This window comes from Anaeromassilibacillus sp. 1001302B_160321_C8, assembly GCF_015554745.1.
Classification (GTDB): Bacteria; Bacillota; Clostridia; order Oscillospirales; family Acutalibacteraceae; genus Anaeromassilibacillus; species Anaeromassilibacillus stercoravium.
Genome location: NZ_JADNJD010000004.1, coordinates 74,390 through 93,426, shown reverse-complemented (window position 1 = coordinate 93,426; position 19,037 = coordinate 74,390). Strand labels below are relative to the sequence as shown.

At 57.6% G+C, this 19,037-nt stretch carries 21 protein-coding genes and 1 pseudogene; all 22 read left to right on the top strand.

All coding sequences use genetic code 11. The features are described from left to right. The 22 genes and pseudogenes from cpaB (at position 1) to I2E77_RS04170 (ending at position 19,036) form a co-directional block, all read left to right on the top strand. Entirely contained in the window at positions 1 to 831 is an 831-nt protein-coding gene (gene cpaB, locus I2E77_RS04275; protein WP_071430782.1) for a Flp pilus assembly protein CpaB, read from the top strand. Next, positions 828 to 1,634, top strand: coding sequence for a ParA family protein (locus I2E77_RS04270; RefSeq protein WP_195450682.1), 807 nt, complete (start codon positions 828 to 830; stop codon positions 1,632 to 1,634). The genes cpaB and I2E77_RS04270 overlap by 4 nt, the downstream gene beginning before the upstream one ends. Beyond that, positions 1,634 to 3,130 carry a type II/IV secretion system ATPase subunit gene (locus I2E77_RS04265; RefSeq protein ID WP_195450681.1) on the top strand — a complete coding sequence of 499 codons (1,497 nt, stop codon included), beginning with the start codon at positions 1,634 to 1,636 and terminating at the stop codon, positions 3,128 to 3,130. Before I2E77_RS04270 ends, I2E77_RS04265 begins: the two co-directional genes overlap by 1 nt. Then, positions 3,127 to 4,056, top strand: a complete 930-nt coding sequence (locus tag I2E77_RS04260) for a type II secretion system F family protein (protein WP_071430776.1) — start codon at positions 3,127 to 3,129, stop codon at positions 4,054 to 4,056. The genes I2E77_RS04265 and I2E77_RS04260 overlap by 4 nt, the downstream gene beginning before the upstream one ends. Before the next feature lie 4 nt (positions 4,057 to 4,060). Then, positions 4,061 to 4,933: a secretion protein F gene (locus I2E77_RS04255; protein WP_071430774.1), complete on the top strand. Its 873-nt coding sequence runs from the start codon at positions 4,061 to 4,063 to the stop codon at positions 4,931 to 4,933. An 11-nt stretch (positions 4,934 to 4,944) separates the two neighbouring features. Next, a complete protein-coding gene (locus I2E77_RS04250) occupies positions 4,945 to 5,340 on the top strand; it encodes a DUF4320 family protein (protein WP_071430772.1) in 396 nt (131 codons plus the stop codon). Continuing rightward, a complete protein-coding gene (locus tag I2E77_RS04245; protein ID WP_235396415.1) occupies positions 5,337 to 5,870 on the top strand; it encodes a hypothetical protein in 534 nt (177 codons plus the stop codon). Before I2E77_RS04250 ends, I2E77_RS04245 begins: the two co-directional genes overlap by 4 nt. 86 nt (positions 5,871 to 5,956) lie before the next feature. Beyond that, positions 5,957 to 6,544: a DUF6550 family protein gene (locus I2E77_RS04240; protein ID WP_071430768.1), complete on the top strand. Its 588-nt coding sequence runs from the start codon at positions 5,957 to 5,959 to the stop codon at positions 6,542 to 6,544. A 77-nt stretch (positions 6,545 to 6,621) separates the two neighbouring features. Beyond that, a complete protein-coding gene (locus I2E77_RS04235) occupies positions 6,622 to 8,376 on the top strand; it encodes a hypothetical protein (protein WP_071430766.1) in 1,755 nt (584 codons plus the stop codon). Positions 8,377 to 8,400: 24 nt separating this feature from the next. Beyond that, positions 8,401 to 8,748 carry a DUF3852 domain-containing protein gene (locus I2E77_RS04230; RefSeq protein WP_071430764.1) on the top strand — a complete coding sequence of 116 codons (348 nt, stop codon included), beginning with the start codon at positions 8,401 to 8,403 and terminating at the stop codon, positions 8,746 to 8,748. A 9-nt stretch (positions 8,749 to 8,757) separates the two neighbouring features. Next, complete coding sequence (locus tag I2E77_RS04225; protein WP_071430762.1) at positions 8,758 to 9,183, top strand: hypothetical protein; 426 nt, start codon at positions 8,758 to 8,760, stop codon at positions 9,181 to 9,183. A 95-nt stretch (positions 9,184 to 9,278) separates the two neighbouring features. After that, positions 9,279 to 10,178, top strand: a complete 900-nt coding sequence (locus I2E77_RS04220) for a conjugal transfer protein TrbL family protein (protein ID WP_071430760.1) — start codon at positions 9,279 to 9,281, stop codon at positions 10,176 to 10,178. A 98-nt stretch (positions 10,179 to 10,276) separates the two neighbouring features. Then, positions 10,277 to 12,227: pseudogene (locus I2E77_RS04215) on the top strand (DNA cytosine methyltransferase). A 117-nt stretch (positions 12,228 to 12,344) separates the two neighbouring features. Next, positions 12,345 to 12,680 carry a hypothetical protein gene (locus I2E77_RS04210; protein ID WP_071430758.1) on the top strand — a complete coding sequence of 112 codons (336 nt, stop codon included), beginning with the start codon at positions 12,345 to 12,347 and terminating at the stop codon, positions 12,678 to 12,680. 60 nt (positions 12,681 to 12,740) lie between these two features. Beyond that, positions 12,741 to 12,998, top strand: a complete 258-nt coding sequence (locus tag I2E77_RS04205; RefSeq protein WP_071430756.1) for a hypothetical protein — start codon at positions 12,741 to 12,743, stop codon at positions 12,996 to 12,998. Between the two features lies 1 nt (position 12,999). Next, positions 13,000 to 13,401 (top strand): hypothetical protein, encoded by a 402-nt coding sequence (locus I2E77_RS04200; RefSeq protein ID WP_195450680.1) that lies wholly within the window; start codon positions 13,000 to 13,002, stop codon positions 13,399 to 13,401. Beyond that, positions 13,398 to 13,979 carry a hypothetical protein gene (locus tag I2E77_RS04195; RefSeq protein ID WP_071430752.1) on the top strand — a complete coding sequence of 194 codons (582 nt, stop codon included), beginning with the start codon at positions 13,398 to 13,400 and terminating at the stop codon, positions 13,977 to 13,979. Before I2E77_RS04200 ends, I2E77_RS04195 begins: the two co-directional genes overlap by 4 nt. Before the next feature lie 13 nt (positions 13,980 to 13,992). Next, the gene (locus I2E77_RS04190; protein ID WP_071430750.1) at positions 13,993 to 15,825 is read left to right on the top strand and encodes a VirB4 family type IV secretion system protein; all 1,833 of its coding nucleotides are present in this window, start codon (positions 13,993 to 13,995) and stop codon (positions 15,823 to 15,825) included. After that, positions 15,825 to 17,018: a hypothetical protein gene (locus tag I2E77_RS04185; RefSeq protein ID WP_087233696.1), complete on the top strand. Its 1,194-nt coding sequence runs from the start codon at positions 15,825 to 15,827 to the stop codon at positions 17,016 to 17,018. Before I2E77_RS04190 ends, I2E77_RS04185 begins: the two co-directional genes overlap by 1 nt. Positions 17,019 to 17,032: 14 nt before the next feature. Beyond that, positions 17,033 to 17,290, top strand: a complete 258-nt coding sequence (locus I2E77_RS04180) for a DUF6103 family protein (RefSeq protein ID WP_071430746.1) — start codon at positions 17,033 to 17,035, stop codon at positions 17,288 to 17,290. After that, on the top strand, positions 17,287 to 18,321 hold the full coding sequence (locus I2E77_RS04175; RefSeq protein ID WP_071430744.1) for a hypothetical protein: 1,035 nt from the start codon (positions 17,287 to 17,289) through the stop codon (positions 18,319 to 18,321). The genes I2E77_RS04180 and I2E77_RS04175 overlap by 4 nt, the downstream gene beginning before the upstream one ends. 310 nt (positions 18,322 to 18,631) lie before the next feature. Then, a complete protein-coding gene (locus I2E77_RS04170) occupies positions 18,632 to 19,036 on the top strand; it encodes a hypothetical protein (protein WP_071430742.1) in 405 nt (134 codons plus the stop codon). The last annotated feature ends 1 nt before the right edge of the window (position 19,037 follow it).

Sequence of the window (19,037 nt, the reverse complement as noted above, 5' to 3'; positions counted from 1 at the left end):
ATGAAAATCTTTCGCAACCGCACCGTGGTCGGTGTGCTGTGTATCCTTCTTGCGCTCCTCATCTGCTTTGGGGTGACGCCCCTGTTCAGCCGCAGCGCCAGCGAGAAGACTGAAATCGTCCGCGTCACCGCCGACATCAAGGAGGGCGACGAGATCACCGCCGAGATGGTGCAGACCGTGGAGGTGGGCGCTTATAACCTGCCCTCCGGCATTATGACAGACAAGGATGACGTCATTGGCAAGTATGCCACCGCCGACCTGAAGATGGGCGACTACATTCTGGACAGCAAGCTCTCCTATGAGCCCGCCGCTGAGAACGCCTATCTGTACAGTCTGGACGGGAACAAACAGGCCATCTCGGTCACTATCAAGAGCTTTGCCACCGGCCTTTCCGGCAAGCTGGAGAGCGGAGACATCGTCTCCGTCCTTGTGGCCGACTACAAGGGTATGGGCGAAACCGTGATCCCGCCTGAGCTGCAGTATGTAGAGGTCATCTCCGTCACCGCTTCCTCCGGTTACGACGCCAACACCGGCGAGGCTGTTGAGGATGAAAAAGAGCTTCCCTCTACCGTAACGCTTCTGGTGACCACCGAGCAGGCCAAGGTGCTGGCCGGACTGGAACAGGAAAGCGAGCTGCATCTGGCCCTGGTCTACCGCGGCGCACCTGAGAATGCCGATGAATTTATCGCGGCGCAGGACGCTCTGATCGAGGAACTGTACGCCGAGCCGGAGGCTGAGGCGGCGGAGGGCGCTGAAAATGCGGAAAGCGCTGAAACCGAGGAAAGCGAGGGCGCTGATCCTGCCGCAGAGAGCGAGGCGGCTGGAGAATGAACTTCATCAAAGGAAGCCTGTTTCGTCGAAACACGGAGCCGGAGGAACTGGAACCTGTTGTGGAGTCCGGCGGTGGCGTTCTCGCCGTGTGGGGAAGCCCCGGCTGCGGTAAAACGGTTACCGCGGTGAAGATCGCAAAGCATCTGGCCTCCCAGAAGAAAAATGTGGCGCTGCTGCTCTGTGACATGACCGCCCCCATGATGCCCTGCATCTGCCCGCCCTCCGAGCTGGAGTGCGATAAATCCCTGGGCAGCATCTTTGCGGCCCAGCGCATCTCCGTCAACCTCATCAAGCACAACCTGACCACCCACAAAAAGCTGTCCTATCTGACCATACTGGGGCTGCGAAAGGGCGAGAACGAGTATACCTACGCGGCCTGCACCAAGCAGCAGGCCGAGGAACTCATCCGCGGTCTGCGTGAGATCGCCCCCTATGTGGTCATCGACTGCTCCAGCTATATCGCCAATGACATCCTCTCCGCCGTGGCGCTCATGGAGGCCGACAGCGTCCTCCGGCTGGCCAACTGCGATCTGAAGTCCATCGGGTACCTGTCCAGCCAGCTCCCGCTCCTCCGGGAACTGCACTGGGACGAGGACAAGCAGTATAAAGCTGCGTCCAATATCAAGCCTCTGCAGGCTGCCGACCGTATCGGTCAAGTGCTGGGCAGCGCTGCTTTCAAGCTGCCGTACTCTCAGGAACTGGAGGAGCAGTATCTGGAGGGGACGCTCCTGAATGACCTCTCCATGAAGGACAGCAAGGCGTTTCGCCGGGAGATCGAGAAAATCTGCAAGGAGGTGTTCTGATGCTTGGCGACAAGAGAAGCAATTCCATATTTGCTGCGCACCCGGTCGCCGCCCCGGTGGAAGCCAGGCCAGAACCGGCCGAGGTGCATGATATCGCCTTTGAGGAGGATACCGGACGGTCCATCTTTGCGGAAGCCAAGGTCGCCCCCAAGGCAAGCGAAGTCTTCTTCGCTCCCCAGGCCGAGGGGATGCCCTTCGGGGAGGTACTCAGTCAGGTGCAGTCCTACCTCTCCGGCGCCTATGCCACCCTGATTACCGACAGCGGGGATGAGGCCAAGGAGCAGATGAAGCGCCGCATCGCCCGGTATCTGCAGGACAACCGAATGGCTGTGGACGGCATGACGCAGGGCGAGCTGGTGGACGCTCTGTACACGGAAATGGCCGAATACGGTTTCCTCACCAAGTACATCTTTGCAGACGGCATCGAGGAGATCGACATCAATTCCTGGCGGGACATCGAGATCCAATATTCCGACGGCCGCACCGTCAAGCTGGAGGAACACTTTGACTCGCCGGACCATGCGGCCAATGTCATCCGCCGTATGCTGCAGAACTCCGGCAAGGTGCTGGACAACGCCAGTCCCATCATCACCTCCCGTCTGGCCAAAAACATCCGTGTTTCGGTCATTAAGACCCCCGTGCTGGACGAGGACGCAGGTGTTGCGGCCTCCATCCGAATCGTCAATCCCAAGAATCTGACCAAGGAGGACTTTGTGGGCAGCGGAACCGCTACGGAGGAAATGCTGGACTTTCTGTCCGCCTGCCTGCGCTATGGCGTGTCCATCTGTGTGGCTGGCGCCACCAGCTCCGGCAAAACCACCGTGGCGGGCTGGCTCATGTCCACCATTCCCGACCGCAAGCGGATCTTCACCATTGAGGACGGCTCCCGTGAGCTTCAGCTCATCCGGGAGCAGAACGGCAGGGTGGTCAATTCCGTCGTCCATACCCAGACCCGTGACAGCGAGAATGAGCGGCAGCGCATCGACCAGATCGCACTGCTGGACATTGCCCTTCGTTTCAACCCCGACATCATCGCAGTTGGTGAGATGCGCGGCCCGGAGGCCAATGCTGCCCAGGAAGCCGCCCGTGTGGGTGTGGCCGTTCTCACCACCATCCACTCCAGCTCCAGTGAGGGTACCTATCGGCGCATGGTGTCCCTGTGCAAGCGGGCCGTGGACACCCCCGACGATACGCTCATGGGCTATGTCACCGAGGCTTATCCCATCGTGGTCTATTGCCGCCAGCTGGAGAACAAGCAGCGCCGCATCACCAACATCTCCGAGTGCGAGATCCTGCCAGACGGAAGCCGCAGGCTTCATAAGCTCTATGAGTACAACATCACGGAAAACCGTCTGGAGGGCGACCGTTTTATCATCGAGGGACATCACCAGAAGTGTGAGGAGATGTCCGGGAGCCTGCAGCGCCGGTTCATCGAAAACGGCATGCCCCGCGGTGAGCTGGAGCAGTTTATCCAGAGGAAGGAGGAAACTGCATGACAACGATCCAACTGATCGCCTGCGTGGGCATGATCGCCGGGCTTTTTATGGTGCTGGGGATCTCCCCCGCAGAAATGAGCGACAGCATCTTTTCCCGGCTGACTGCCGCCCCCGGCAGCATCCGGGCGGACATCAATGAGACGACCAAGCGCAAAAAGGCCGGTTTCTTTCGCCGGGAGATCACAGAAGCCCAGGCGGTATTGGCCGCATCCGGGCGGGAGGGAAAATTCCCCATGGTGTGCATGGCATCTCTGGTGCTGTTTGCCCTGGGCGCCTGCATCGCCATTCTTGCCGGGAACGCCTTCCTCGTCCCCGTACTGGCCGTCGGCTTTATGCTGATGCCGTTCTGGTATGTCAAGCTGACGGCCGGAGGCTTCAAAAAGGATGTGGCCGCCGAGCTGGAAACGGCGCTGTCGGTCATCACCACCGCCTATCTGCGCACGGAAAACTTCCAGCAGGCGGTGGAGGAAAATGTCCGGTACCTGCACCACCCGGTGCAGGAGGTGTTCCAGCGGTTTCTCACCCGCATCAAGCACATTGACCCGGACATGGACGCCGCGCTTCATGACCTGAAATATGCCATCGACAACGAGGTATGGCAGGAGTGGTGCGAGGCGGTATCCGCCTGCCAGACAGACCGCAGCCTGAAAAGCACCCTGACTCCCATCGTCAGCAAGCTGTCGGATATGCGGGTAGTCAACGGAGAACTGGAAAATCTGGTCTTCGGCCCCCGCAAGGAATTCGTCACCATGGCGATCCTGGTGCTGATCAATATCCCGCTGGTGCGGTTTATCAACACGGACTGGTATCACACTCTGGTGGACACCATCCCCGGCCAGATGGTCATCGCCGTCTGCATCGCAGCTGTATTCGTGTCCTTTGCCTTTGTGGTGAAGCTGACGCAGCCCATCGAGTATCGGAGGTGAGGAAATGGGCGCACTTTTATTTCTGTTCGGCGCCGCACTGGCCGCCGGACTGTATTTTGTCCTTGCCGACCTGCTGAAAATTCCCCGGCTGGCTGCGGAACGGGCGCTCATCTCTGCTGGGCGGCGGGAACGCAGTCTGGTCAAATCTCTGGAGGCGCTGATCCTCGGCTGGGCATTGAAGCTGGCTCCGCTGATCCGAATGGACGAATACAAATACCGCCGTCTGGAGAGCAAGCTCACGGCGGCAGGGTTGGATATGACGCCCCAGGTCTACTCGGCTTATTCAATTCTGAAGCCCTGCCTCATCCTGCTCGGCATCATCCCGTGCCTGCTGATCCTGCCCATCCTGAGCCCCCTCATCGTGGTGCTGGCCGTTCTGACCTGGTTCAAGGAGAGCCGCCGTGCTGACGAGCTGGTCAAGGCCAGAATGGAACTGATCGAAGGCGAGCTGCCCCGGTTCGTCGCCACCATCCATCAGGAGCTGGCTGCCAGCCGGGATGTGCTGCGGATTCTGGAAAACTACAAGAAACACGCCGGGCCTGACTTTGGTCGTGAGCTGGATGTGCTGACTGCGGATATGCGGTCCTCCTCTTACGAGGCGGCGCTCATCCGCTTTGAGGCCAGAATGGGCTCAGCCATCATTTCAGACATCGTCCGCGGCCTCATCGGCATCCTCCGGGGCGACGATGGCAGGATGTATTTTCAGATGCTCTCCCATGATCTGAAAGCACAGGAGCTGCAGCGGCTCAAAGCCAAGGCCGCCAAGATCCCGCCCAAGATCCGGGTATTCAGCTTTATCATGCTCCTGTGCTTTATGATGACCTATATCGTCATCATCGTGTACCAGATCGTCAACTCCCTGGGGAGCCTGTTCTAAAGGAGGTCGCCATGAGAAAATTACTGAAACGGCGCTCCGGCGAAGGCTATATCGATGTTTGCGTCCTGGTGGTATGCGCCATGCTGGTGCTGGCGCTGGTGGTCCGTGTGCTGCCGGTCTATATCACCAAACAGCAGCTGGACACCTATGCCGTGGAGCTGGTGCGTGAGGCGGAAATTGCCGGCCGGGTCGGTACGGAAACCACTCGCCGTGCGGCGGCGCTTACCGACAGCACCGGGCTTGACCCTGACATCCGGTGGTCCGCCACCGGACGCATCCAACTCAACGATGAGGTCACTGTGACCCTGACGCTGGAAACGGATATCGGCCTCTTCGGGGGGCTGGGCTCATTCCCTATTACGCTGACTGCGGAGGCCACAGGAAAGTCGGAGGTGTACTGGAAGTGAGAAAGGCTATTTTTCGCCGTCGCTCCGGCGAGGGCGCCCCCATGATCCTGGCCATTGTGCTGGTCTTGCTGATGCTGTTCTGTGCCGTGGCGGAATTCTGCCGGTTATGGATCATCGCCCAGGGCGTGAAGGAAGCCGCACAGCAGGCAGTGATCTCCACCGTCAATGACAACTATGACGATGTGTACCACGCCGTGCGGGAGGGCTATGCCGCCGGATGGTATCCGGACGGCACAGGCCGCTGGGATGAGAGCATCGACACCGGCGATGTATACGGTCAGCTTTCCGAAACCCTGGGCCTGGAAAATACGGCACAGGGGTACCAGAAGCGTTCAGGCGGAGAGATCGAGTACATAATCTCCGGTTTGTCTGTGGAGTTGGAGAACAACGGCCTCAGTTCCGGTCAGAGCGAGGGTTACACCGCTGTGGTGGAGATTCACTTGGAGGTTCCGGTACGCTTTCTCGGAAACCTTCTGCCCTCTGCCAACATGACTTTGCACACGGAAGCAAAGTATATCCCGCTCTTCTAAAAAGGTTTCTCCTTTGCAATAGACTTCCGCGAAAAGATGTGGTATTGTCCACTTAACAAGAAAAATGTTCAAGGGAGGTATGCGCTATGACAGAAAAGACGAAGAAAATGATCCTCATCTCCATCGGCTGCCTGCTCTGTGCGGCCGTTGCGATTGGAATCGCCGCCCGGTTTGGCGGCAAAGCCGAGATTCCTTCCGGTGTGGTATCCGATGAGCCGGCGCAAAGTGGCGACCCGGATGTGAGTATCAACAGCGACGGGCAGACGGATGTGGACATCCAGGTGGAGGTGCCGGACGCATCCGAAACCGATCCCGCCCAGGGCGCCGACTCCAGCGGTTTGGAGCAGACCATCCAGGCCGACCCGGTCAAACCGGAGCAGCCTGAAAAGCCGGAAGCCCCAGATGGAACCTCGACACTGCCGGAGAACCACGACGCAGAAGATGTGCCGGAGGAGGAACGCAGGACCGAGGACGAGGAGCCGCCCACCTATGAGGAGCCGCCCACAGTCACCCCCACCGAAACAGAGCCTGCTGCCGGAAGCACCAACAGCGCCGGTCAGGTCTATGTGCCCGGCTTCGGTTATGTGGAGAACAGCGGCGAGAACACCGTCATCGAAGGAAATGATATATACGAAAACGGTAATAAAATCGGCACAATGGGTGGCGGAAACTAACCAAATATTGTAAAGAAGGCGCAGTCAATCCCGACTGCGCCTTCTCTTTTGCCCAAAAATCCGAAAGGAGGTCCTCTATGAAGCGAATTCTTGCGCTTATTCTTTCCGTCGTCCTGATGCTGGGAATCGCTGTGCCTGCTTACGCCATTGGCGATGAGAATATTGATAGCGGCGGAGGCAATCTGGGCAACGGAACATCCACCAGCTATTGGAACCCCGGCATGGACGGCGTCCGCATTTCTGTTGTTGAAACAAGTAGCCATGCGGTCATAGGAAACACGATAGATTGGAGCAACAAAATGCCGGGTACCAATGTGATCCACTTTGGAAAGATAAGCAAGCTATCTTATAACAGCGGTGCATCTCTACGGCCAATTGTAGGCGGATATACTTGCATACGTCCAGCCCAAAGCCTTCCCCGCATTATCTCCTCCGGCAGCTATCCGGCCAGCATTGATGCCATCCGCAGTTATTTTACGGATGAACAGGTCATTCGGGCCATTGCCGGGTATGTTGGGATGGATTTTGACACCCTGATTTGCGGTGATTATAAAATCGTCATTGAGCCGATTGCATACCTGGTTTACGGCGGCGCCAACTACGCTATGACCGCAACCGAAGCTGCCCTTTATGATAAGACAGTTGACGGTGATCTTCGATACTGGATGGGCTCGCTGACCCATCAGAACCTGCCGCTGGCCATCTTTCTGGAGGAAGCAGACCTGGGGTATCCCGCCTGGTCGGGCAGCACCACCAGCAAGGTGAGCAACGACCAGATCATCTCCTCTCTGGGCATTGGCATTGTCCGGTTCAACGACGAGCTGGAGCCGCCGGAGATCGACGAGTTTGACTACGAATACCGGGTGGACACAGATGTGATCACCTCCGTGGAGGTGTCCGGCGGTCAGTCTGACCCGGACAACCCGGTCACCGTGCAGTTTGTGATCGAAGGCAGCACCTATACGGTCAGCAATGTCTATTACCCGGAGGGAGACAGCCAGCTGGTCTGGGTGAAATGGCATACGCCGGAGGAACCCTGTGTCTGCACCATCCGGGTCCGAGTCCAGGGCGGCGGCACGGCCCAAAGCACCATCACTGCCAATATCGTTGATCTGGACGGGAACGATCCCCCCAATCCCGTGGCCGATGACCGAAACGATGACTTTACCCTGGTGAGCATCCCGGAGAAAGAGGAAGTGACCTCTGCCTCCTGGGGCATCTGGTCTCCCTGGTGGCAGGAGAATTGGGTGTGGGTTGAAAACTGGGAGAAGTGCTGGCACACGGACCGGTGGACGGACAGCGAGGGCAAATCCCACACGGACCGCTGGTACCACTGGGTGGACAACGGCTGGTGGGAGGATCAAGGCTGGTGGGAGTTTGATTATAGCGGCTACTCCGCCAGCCTGTCGGCTTCCATGGCCATTACGCCGGATAGCATGTCCCCCACAGCAAGCGCCACGACCGCCAAAAGCGGTTACGGCATCCAGCAGACTGTGACTGCCAATGTCAGCACGACCCAGAGCTCTGCCGTGACTGCGGCGCAAAATGCCGTGACCTATTTCCCGGAGTTCAACTACGAAGGATTCTGGCGGCTTCTGGATCGAAGCGTCAGCGGCAAACGCTCCGCCTTCGCCTTCAAGAATAATCCCTACAGCACATATAACAGGCCGACCCATTTCACCCCCATCTGGTATCCCGATGGAAGCTATACGCCGTACACCTGGCTCCTGGACTGCTGGACGCCGGCAGGCATGCTGTCCATGAACCTAACGGATTCCATTCGGATTTCGGGCGACCTATGGGAAGACTGGCATATCGCCCCCGCAAATTAACAAACTCACAATGGAGGTTCATCTATGCGTAAATATAACTGCAAACGCCTGATTGTTATGATGATCGTGGTGCTGGCTATGGTCTGCCTGACGGCAACCACGGCCTTTGCCGCAGGGACCGGGGATGTGGCCGGCGCCGTGGAGAGTACCTGGACCACCGCATCCGCTCAGATCAAGACTGTGGTCAACAACGTGGTGTTTCCCGCCATTGACCTGATCCTGGCGGTGTTCTTCTTTGCCAAGCTGGGTACCGCTTATTTCGAGTATCGGAAGTCCGGTCAGTTTGAGTGGGCGGCTCCGGCCATCCTCTTTGCCTGCCTGGTGTTTACTCTGACGGCTCCCATGTATCTCTGGGACATCGTGGGCATCTGAGGAGGGCATATGAACTTTTTTGAGCAAGAGCTTCACAGGATCGTTGCCCCGAAGTACCCTGATGCCACTTATGTAGGCCGGGCCTGCTATGTGCGTCTGAATGAGCTGAACCGGGCAAAGATCCAGTTCGTCACTGGAATTGTGGCAAATCAATACCATGCCCTTCGCATCTCCATTCTGAACCGGAACGAAGGCCAGGTGGATGCGCTGCTCCTGAACCTTTCCGACATCCTCGGGAAAAAGCAGACCAACAACCCGAACTTCAAAAACGGGATCACCCCCTACATCTGGGATGACTACGGGAAAGCGGACTGGTATGTCTACCATCCCAACAGCCGGGACTACCGGCAGCTCACGGAGGCGGTTTCCGACTACCTGGAGGTATTTCAGGAGCAGACCCAGACGGCTGACCCTCAGTGGCAGCAGACCATGTAAGTAAGTGACCCAGGGGCCGTACCAGCTGTGCGGCCCCCGGCCCTTTATCCCAGGCAGTTGGTGCGGCCTCGCCCCGAAAAGAGGTGAGCGAACCATTGTTTATTTGGGATTTTGTTGCCGACACCATCCTCGGACAGATCGTTGACTGGATCTATGGCCAGGTCATGGGCTTCCTCGGGAACTTCTTTGCCGAGATGGGGAACATGGGCGTTGAGCTGTTCGAGATGAGCTGGGTGCAGAGCGTGGTACTGTTTTTCTCCTATCTGGCCTGGGCGCTCTACGGCACCGGCCTGGTGGTGGCCTGCTTTGAATGCGGCATTGAATACTCCTCCGGCAGAGGAAATGTCAAGGAGATCGCCCTCAACGCCATCAAGGGCTTTATGGCGGTAAGCCTGTTTACCGTGGTGCCGGTTCGGCTCTATGAACTCTCTGTCACGCTGCAGGCCAGCCTCACCGCCGGAATTACCGGATATGGGACCTCCATTGGCGAGGTGGCGACCGAGATTGTCGATACGCTCAGCGGAGTGGATTCCCTGACAGGCATGACATCCGGCTCATACTTTGGGTTTGCATCCATCACCAGCCCGATCATGCTGCTGTTCTGTATTATCCTGATGGCCTATGCGGTGATCAAGGTATTCTTTGCAAACCTGAAGCGCGGCGGTATCCTTCTGATTCAAATTGCGGTAGGCAGTCTCTATATGTTCAGCGTGCCCCGCGGCTATACCGACGGCTTCATCCAGTGGTGCAAGCAGATCATCGGCCTGTGCCTGACCGCTTTCCTGCAATCCACCATATTGATAGCCGGATTGATGGTGTTTAAAGATAATGCGCTTCTGGGCCTTGGCCTGATGCTGTCCGCCGGTGAGATCCCCCGTATCGCCGGAGCCTTTGGCCTGGATACCACCACAAGAGCCAACATCATGTCTGCGGTCTACACCGCCCAGGCCGCAGTCTCCACCACAAGAACCATCGTTCAGGCGGTAGCCAAATGAGAACAAACAGCATGGGGCCCCCGCACAAGCCCGATACCGCGGCTTGTGTGGGGAGAGGAGGCGCAGCGGAGCGAGTGAATTTTCGTGTCCGCACGGAAATGAACGATGCGAAACTTGCGCCGACGATGGGCAGCCTGTTTGACGGGATCGGGGGATTCCCGCTGGCCGCCATTCACAACGGCATCGTTCCTGTGTGGGCCAGCGAGATCGAAGCATTCCCGATAGAGGTGACCCGGCTTCGATTTCCCGATATGGTCCATGTAGGCGATATCACAAAGCTTGACGGTGCGGAGCTGCCGCCGGTGGACATCATCTGCGGCGGCTCTCCCTGTCAGGACTTGTCTGTGGCCGGAAACCGCGCCGGTCTCTCCGGCGCGCGCTCCGGCTTGTTCATGGAACAGGTCAGACTTGTAAAGGAGATGAGAAATGCAGAACGATTACGAAACAGAACAGCTCTCTATATACGACCTCGATTTATGGTGTGGGAGAATGTTCCCGGAGCCTTCTCCAGCGGAACTCCCAAAGGAGAGGACTTCCGGATCGTCCTCGAGGAGATCGTCCGAATTAAAGTCGGTGGTGTTTCAGTCCCTCGACCTGACACCGGGCGCTGGGAATCTGCTGGGCGAATCGTATTGGGAACTGATTTCTCCCTGGCGTGGCGATGCCTTGACGCTCAATACTGGGGTGTCCCCCAGAGAAGAAAAAGAATCTTCCTTGTCGCAGATTTTGCAGGACGATCCGCCGGACAAATACTATTTGACCCCGAAAGCCTGCCTGGGTATCCTGCGCCGGGCCCTTGAGCGAGGAAAAGAGCTCCCCAAGAAGCTCAAACGGGCGCTGGAAATCCAATCTGGAGTCGCTCCACCGGACGGCGACGCCACCAAGTTGGAAGCGTACCATATCAACCAGAGGGATGAAGGTATCAACCTGCACGGAGTGTCCGGCGCCCTAATGGCCACTAACAATATGCAAATGCAGACCTTTGTCACACAGCCAGACAAGGATGATGTGGAAGGCTTTGATGGGTACAATGGCGATTTGACCGGCGATGTTGCGGCAACGCTTGGCGTAAACTGCGGGATGTCCACAGGCCGAAACGGTCTGCTCCAGCCGATTGCCTTTGCGGCAAATCAGAGAGATGAAGTCCGGGATCTGCACGATGTGGCCGGAGCCTTGGGCGCCCAACCGGGAATGAAGCAGCAAACCTTCATTGCGGAAGGTGTAGTGGCCAAGGGCAACGGCGATTGTTTCCTGACGCCGGAGCGCCATACATCCCTGAGTGCAGGGGGCGGTCAGGCCGGACAGGGCTACCCTTGCGTCCTGACTGCCGGTTTCTCTGCCGGTGCAGGAGCATCCGCCGGAGGCATCGGCTATGGCGAAGAACTCGCCCCCACGCTGAAGGGCAGCGCTGGCGGGAACTGCATGCCATCGGTTTTGTGCCTCAACGACCAGGGCGGCAGCGTCATGGAATGCAGTGAAAATGTGACAGGGACTCTCCGAGCCCAGGAACACGGACACCAGCCGCTGGTCTATGAGAACCACGGCATCGACTCCCGCTACACCGGTCCGCATCGGGTCGCTCCCACCATGTCCGCACGGTACGGTACCGGCGGCAACAATGTGCCGTTGGTAGAGCAGGAACCGGTATTCTGCATCACCGGCAACGCCATCGACAGGCAACCCAAAAACGGTGGGAACGGCATCGGCTATCAGCAGGACATCGCCTATACCTTGACCGCAACCGACCACCATGCGGTATTCAGCAGGCAGCGGGTGGATGTGTTCAAGGACGGCGAGGTGGTCAGCACCCAGAGTGCCCGTCAGCATAAGGATGCCACAGATCTTGTGCTGCAAGGGACAGGCCGGCCAAAGCTGATTCGCAGGCTGACCCCACTGGAGTGTGAGCGCCTTCAGGGCTTCCCGGACAATTGGACAGCCATCCCCGGCGCCTCGGACTCAGCCCGCTACAAAGCACTGGGCAATTCCGTTGCCATTCCGTGCGTGGACTATGTTCTCCATGGCATTTCGCTGGTGCTTCTGGCAAGCTGAATGTGCCTTGTTGCTTCTGCTTCGTTTACGCTTGCTTCTTTGTTGGGTTGTGTGAATAGCTATTTGTCCTTGGGTGCAGTATGCTTTGCCTGCAAAATACAGAAAGGAGAACGCTCCATGAATGCGAAAAAGAATCTCTGTGCAATGATTCCCGCAGACCTCCACGCCAAGGTCATTGCGGAGAAAGAGCAGCTGGCGCTGAGCACCTTGGGAGAATATGTGGAACTGGTACTCAAAGAACACTTCGAAGGAGGAAAAACGATCATGGCAGCAACCAAAACCTTGGCATTCCAAATCTCTGAGGAACTGGATCAGCGGCTGAAGAACTTCATCGCCGCCGAAAAGAAGCGCGGCCGGAAGATCAGCCAGAAGGAGTTCGTCATCGGACTCATCGAACAGGCGCTGGCCGAATATGAGGCGCAGAACCAGACCGAGGAAACGACCAACGAATGAGATACCGCATGGACGCCGGGGAATGAACCCCGGCGGCTTTTTTCTTGGAGGTGAACTATCCTGTACATCTATCCCGATAACCTGACCGCCAAAGCAATGCTGTGGCTTTGGGAACTCAAGGATGTGGGCGTCATCGGCGTAGGGCTTTTGCTCTCCGTCCTGGCGCTGACCCAGACCGGAATTTTTATTCCGCTGGTGCTGACGGCGGTCTACGCCTTCCTCAGCATCCGGTTTGACGGCACCAGCATTCTGGACTTTATCCGGTATGCGGTGGCCTTCCTGATCACCAGACAGCAATTTTATGAATGGAGAATGTGATATGAGCTATGACGAAACCATGTTCGGTACGGCGCCTCCTTTCTCTTTTGAGGAAACCGAAGGATACGAAAAAAAAGATCTGTCTGCTTCGCTGACCCTTCGGTGGAGCCGGAAACGCAGACGCTGGGAGTGTGACAATGCGTATTTCTGGCACGAGTCCCAAAACAAGTGGTGCTGCCGCAGTGAGGACGGCAGATATTATCACGGCTTCCGCAGTCTGCGGGCCCTTCTGAAAAGCTATGTGGGCGGACGCCTGTGTGAAAGCTCCCGCTGCGATGGTGCGAGAAATGTCCGGGCAAAATACTGGTTCCGCCAGCACCCCAAGACGGTGACCTGCCGCGTCACCATCCGCTGCACCGGCCTGTTTCCGGCGCTCTTTTCCAAAGGAGGGATCACAGTATGAGCAGAAAGAAAAAAGATAAGTCGGCCCAGTCTACCCGGCAGCTCATGGGGATCGACAGCGTCAAAGACTACTGCATCGCCACCCGCATGGGCGACCTGGTATTCTTCATCATCAAGCCCACCAACATCAGCGTCCTGCCGGACTCCAGCATCAGCGCCAGAATCTACGCTCTGCTGAATGTGGTCAAGGGACAGGCCGAGATCGAGATGCTGGCGCTCAACTCCAAGGAGTCCTTTGAACGGAACAAGACCTTCTATCAGGAACGGCAGACCTGCGAGGAGCTCCCTGCCATACGCAGGCTTCTGGAGCAGGACAGCACACACCTGGACCGCATTCAGGTGCTGATGGCCTCCAGCCGGGAGTTTTATATCATCATCCGGCTGCGGAAGGAAAAGGATACGGATGTGTTTCCGTACCTCAGCCGCATCGAGCAGAGCATCAATGACAACGGATTCACCACCCGCCGGGCCGCCGAGCAGGATCTCAAACGGATGCTGGGCGTCTACTTCGAGCAGAATGTGACCACCGAGCAGTACGAGGACTACGACGGTGACCGCTGGGTCATTGTGGGCGAATAAAGGGAGGAATTCCATGGCAAAGAAACGAGTAAACCCCGCACCTCAGGGCCGTGAGGAGGCGAACATCAAGTCCTTCCTGGACATGATCGCTCCCTCAGTGGTCAGCTTCATGCCGGACCACTTCATCTGCGGCAACACCTACCGCTGCGTCTGGGCCCTTCGGGAATACCCCACCAGCACGGACGAGCAGGCCATCCTCCGCCACCTGGGAGAAAAGGACGGCATCACCCTGCGGATCTACACCCGGCAGGTCACGCCCGCAGAGGAAAAGCGAATCATCCAGAACGCAGCCAACAAAAACCGCATGAACAGTTCCAACACCAATGACCTGCAGCAGACGGTCACCGCCGAGAGCAACCTGCAGGATGTGGCGACCCTGGTGGCCGCCATGCACCGCAACCGTGAGCCGCTGCTCCACTGTGCGGTCTATATCGAGCTGACCGCCTCGGACTACAACACCCTCAAGCTGCTCCAGACCGATGTGCTGACGGAGCTGGTACGGAGCAAGCTGAATGTCGACAAGCTCCTGCTCCGCCAGCAGCAGGGCTTCCGCTGTGTCAATCCCAGCGGTCACAATGCCTTCGGCGTCCAGTTTGAACGGGTGCTGCCCGCCTCCAGCGTGGCAAATCTCTATCCCTTCAACTACTCCGGCAAACTGGACCCCAAGGGCTTCTACATTGGCAAAGACAAATACGGCAGCAACATTCTGGTGGACTTCGACCAGCGGGACGAGGATAAGACCTCCGCCAACATCCTGATCCTGGGCAACTCCGGTCAGGGCAAATCCTACCTCATGAAGCTGCTTATCCTGAACCTGTTGGAGTCCGGCAAGTCCATCATTTCCCTGGACGCCGAACACGAACAGCAGGAGATGTGCGAGGCGGTGGGCGGCTGCTTCGCCGACCTCATGGCCGGACAGTACATCATCAATGTGCTGGAACCCAAGTGCTGGGATGACGGCGGCGATCCCAATGCCACCGACGCGCCGGAGGCCTTTCGCAAAAGCACCCTGCTGGCCCAGCACATCTCCTTCCTGAAGGACTTCTTCCGGGCCTATAAGGATTTCAGCGACGCGCATATCGATACCATTGAGATCATGCTGTCCAAGCTGTATCAGAAGTTTGGCATCACCGAGCGCACCAACTTCAGCCGGATGCGTCCGGAGGACTATCCCATTCTCTCCGATCTGTACGACCTCATCGAGCAGGAATTCAAAAACTACGATGCCGGTCAGCATCAGCTCTATACTGAAAAGCTCCTGCAGGAGGTGCTGCTTGGCCTGCACTCCATGTGCAAGGGGGCCGACGCCCAGTTCTTCAACGGACACACCAACATCACCTCCAGCCGCTTTCTGGTGTTCGGCGTGAAAAGGATGCTCAGTGCCGCCAAGAATGTCCGCAACGCCATGCTCTTCAATGTGCTGTCCTTCATGTCCGACAAGCTTCTGACCGTGGGCAATACCGTGGCGGCTCTGGACGAGCTGTATATCTGGCTGTCCAACCCCACTGCTATCGAGTACATCCGCAACTGCCTGAAGCGTGTGCGAAAGAAAGAATCCGCCATGCTTCTGGCCAGTCAGAATCTGGAGGACTTTGACCAGGAAGGCGTCCGTGAGATGACAAAGCCCCTGTTCAGCATCCCGCCCCACCAGTTCCTGTTCAACGCCGGCTCCATCGACAAGCGATCCTACATGGATATGCTTCAGCTGGAGGAGTCGGAATACAACCTCATCAAGTTTCCTCAGAGGGGCGTCTGCCTGTATAAGTGCGGCAATGAGCGATACCTGCTGGAGGTTCATGCTCCGTCCTACAAGGAGAAACTCTTCGGATCGGCAGGTGGTCGCTGATGGCTGTGCCTGCGGCAATCGCAAAAGCCGCCGCCATGCTCCTCACCAATGAAAAGACCCGAAAAGGTGTGGGCTGGATTCTGGTGGCAGTCTTTTCACCGGTCATTCTTTTGATCGCCCTGCTCTGCGCCATTGGTTCCGGCGGTTCAGAACACAACAACTATTCGGTGGAGGCGTGCTTCTATGGAGGCGAGTTCTCCGCCGAAGTCCCTGCGGAGTTCCGGTATCACATTGAGGAGATGCGCTCGGCCTTTTCTCTTCTGGACTCGGCGGTGTCCTCTGCCAATGGGCAGATGGACAGCGGCAACAGCCTTGACCCCATCCGTGTCAAGGCTGTTTTTTATGCCCTCTGCTTTGGGGAGGACGCCCCGTCCACACGGGCGGCGAACAGCTTCGTGGGGTGCTTCTACACCACCGAAACCCGAACCCGAACCGTGGAAGTGACTCTGGAGGACGGGACTACCAGTACAGAGGAAGAAGAATATACCGTCGCGGTGCCGATCTCGCTGTACCAGGCATACGCCAATCTGGAAGCCCATCTGGGCAGAGCAATCACGGAGGATGACAAAAGCAACATCGACCACATCTATACCATGATAGCCGGTGCCGTGGGTGGCGGCAGCTACAGCGGCGAGTATCTCCGAGGGGATGGGAGCAGCATTGAGCTGGACATCTCCACCTTCACCGATCCCACCACCAAGAATGCCGCTGACCTTGTGACCTACGCCATCCATGCCTGGGAGTCCGGCTGGGGTTATGTCTGGGGAACCTACGGCAGTGTCCTCACCGATTCGCTCTTCGCCTATAAGTTGGAGCAGTATCCGGATGGCGTTGGTACCTACGCAGACTTCATCCGGGCCAACTGGCTGGGAGGACGGACAACGGACTGCGTCGGTCTCATCAAAGGCTATGGCTGGCTGAATCCCGAAACCCTCACCATTGACTATGCCACCAACGGCATGCCCGACCTGGGAGCAAACCAGATGTACTACTCCGCATCGGTGTCCGGTCCCATTGATACCATGCCGGATACTCCCGGCCTTGCCGTCTGGCACGACGGACACATCGGCGTCTACATCGGAAACGGCGAGGTCATCGAGGCCATGGGCACCAAGTACGGTGTGGTCAAGACCAAGCTGGAAGGCCGCGGCTGGACCCACTGGCTGGAGATCGAATACATCAACTACAACTGAGAAAGGAAGTGCCAATGAAACAAGTGAACCTGACCATCACCTTCGATGAGGAGAAGCTCTCGGCGCTCAAACGCTACATGGGCAAGAAGGAGCTTGACCTGGACCGTGAGATGACGGATGCGCTGGTGAAACTCTATGAAAAATATGTGCCCGCTCCGGTGCGTGAATACATCGACGAGAGCGATGTAAACGCCGCTGCTCCGAACAAGTCCCGCCGCAGCCCGAAGCCTGTCACGCCCAAACCCGCAGAAGAAGTGGAGGCGTCGCAGTGAACAGCAAAGACATCACCCTCTGGATTGACGAGCGTTGGTACGACGCCCTCAGCAAGCATCTGAAAGATGAAACGCTGGAGGAGCATCTGGAGAATGTCCTTGATGAAATGTGCAACCAGCTTCCTCAGCGGGAGTACGAGCGCATCAGCCACGAGCTCTGGGCAGAGCAGCAGGCGGAGAAGGAGGCTCGGGAGGCCACACGGCGCTTCGCCGTTTTCCATGTCACGGAGGGCGGCAGTGCCGACTACTTCCTGACGGAAGAACATATGGAGTTCCTGCAAACTGCCCGACGCCTTCGCAGCTATATCCGCAAGGCAGACGGCGACGCCCCCGCACACTTCACTGAAATGTTTCCCCGTGGAGAGAAACTGTCCCGTGAGCAGTTCGAAACATATGTGTCGGAGCGGCTGGATAACACCGGCAGAGTGGTCGGTGCATTCGACATTGACCTGGACAGCGGCTACCTCGATGCCCTCAACATCATGGACGGCTGGAAGCGATTCCGCATTCAGGATGTCAGCACCGCCGTCTACTTCGCCACGAAGAAAAGCGCCGCGTCACCGGACGAACAGTGGCGCACCTTCCTGGATCGTCTGCAGGGAAAAGAGATCACATACGAAACGGAGCCCCAGTATCTCACCGGTATCCGGACGCTCCACGCAGAGGACATCTCCTTTGCGGAGGATATTATTCAGAACGACAACCTGCTGGAGTTCTACATGGAAGTATCGTTCCATGCGGACGAGGTGTTCGGAACCAACGTCTGTACCACCGAGAACGATGACTGGCTGAACATCTATGCCAACTACGATCTGGATGCCCGCCGTGTCTGTGACACGCTGGAGGTGTATCTGCAGCGGGGCAACGGCGATGAGGAGGCGTTCAAGTATCGCCTCAGCGCCGAGGAACAGGCCCTGCTCCTCCCCAGGATGAACACCTACTGTCAGGAGTACTGGGGCCAAAGTCTGGAGGAGTGCAGTGCGAACTATCTGTCGGAGCAGAGTCCGGCATCCCCGGAGATGCAGATGTAGCGCCGTGTTGCCCCCTGTGGGCCGCTGTGTGCGGCTTTCAGCGGCTGACCGACCGAGTACCCCGCCCTGGGGAAACAGGCGGGGTTTGTGCCGCTTTTCGAGGGAGGTGGAGGCCGACGAAAGGCAAGCAGGAGAAAGGCCCGACGCTCCTTGTGCGCCGAGCCATTCACAACTGCCCGCAGTGCGGGCAGTTTCAGGCTTTTGGATAGGCCGTTCCTTTTGAGCCTAAACAGCAGCAGGAACGCTCCATTTTACGAGAACGCCGCTGTACCAAGGGTTTTACAGCGGTTCCAACAAACAAGGAGGTACTATGGTAAAAGGAAAACAGAAGGTAACTGTATGGATGACCCCATCTGTGAAGGAGCAGATTGAGGACACCTATCGGTCAGATAACTGTAGAACCCAAAGTGAGTTCATCGAAAAAGCAGTGGAATTCTATCTTGGCTATCTGCATACCAAGAACGCCGGCGCCTTTCTGCCCGAAGCACTCTCTGCCATGATGACCGGCACACTGGATTACTATACCGGGCGCATGGGCTCGCTCCTGTTCAAGCAGGGCGTGGATCTCCATGTGCTGGGACAGATCATCGCTTACGACACCGACATCGACGAAGGCGAATACCAGCGCCTGCGCGGAAAAGCCATCCGGGATATGAAGCGCACCAACGGGCGCATCTCCTTCAAGGACGCACTGGACTTCCAGAAGTCGGTGTAAC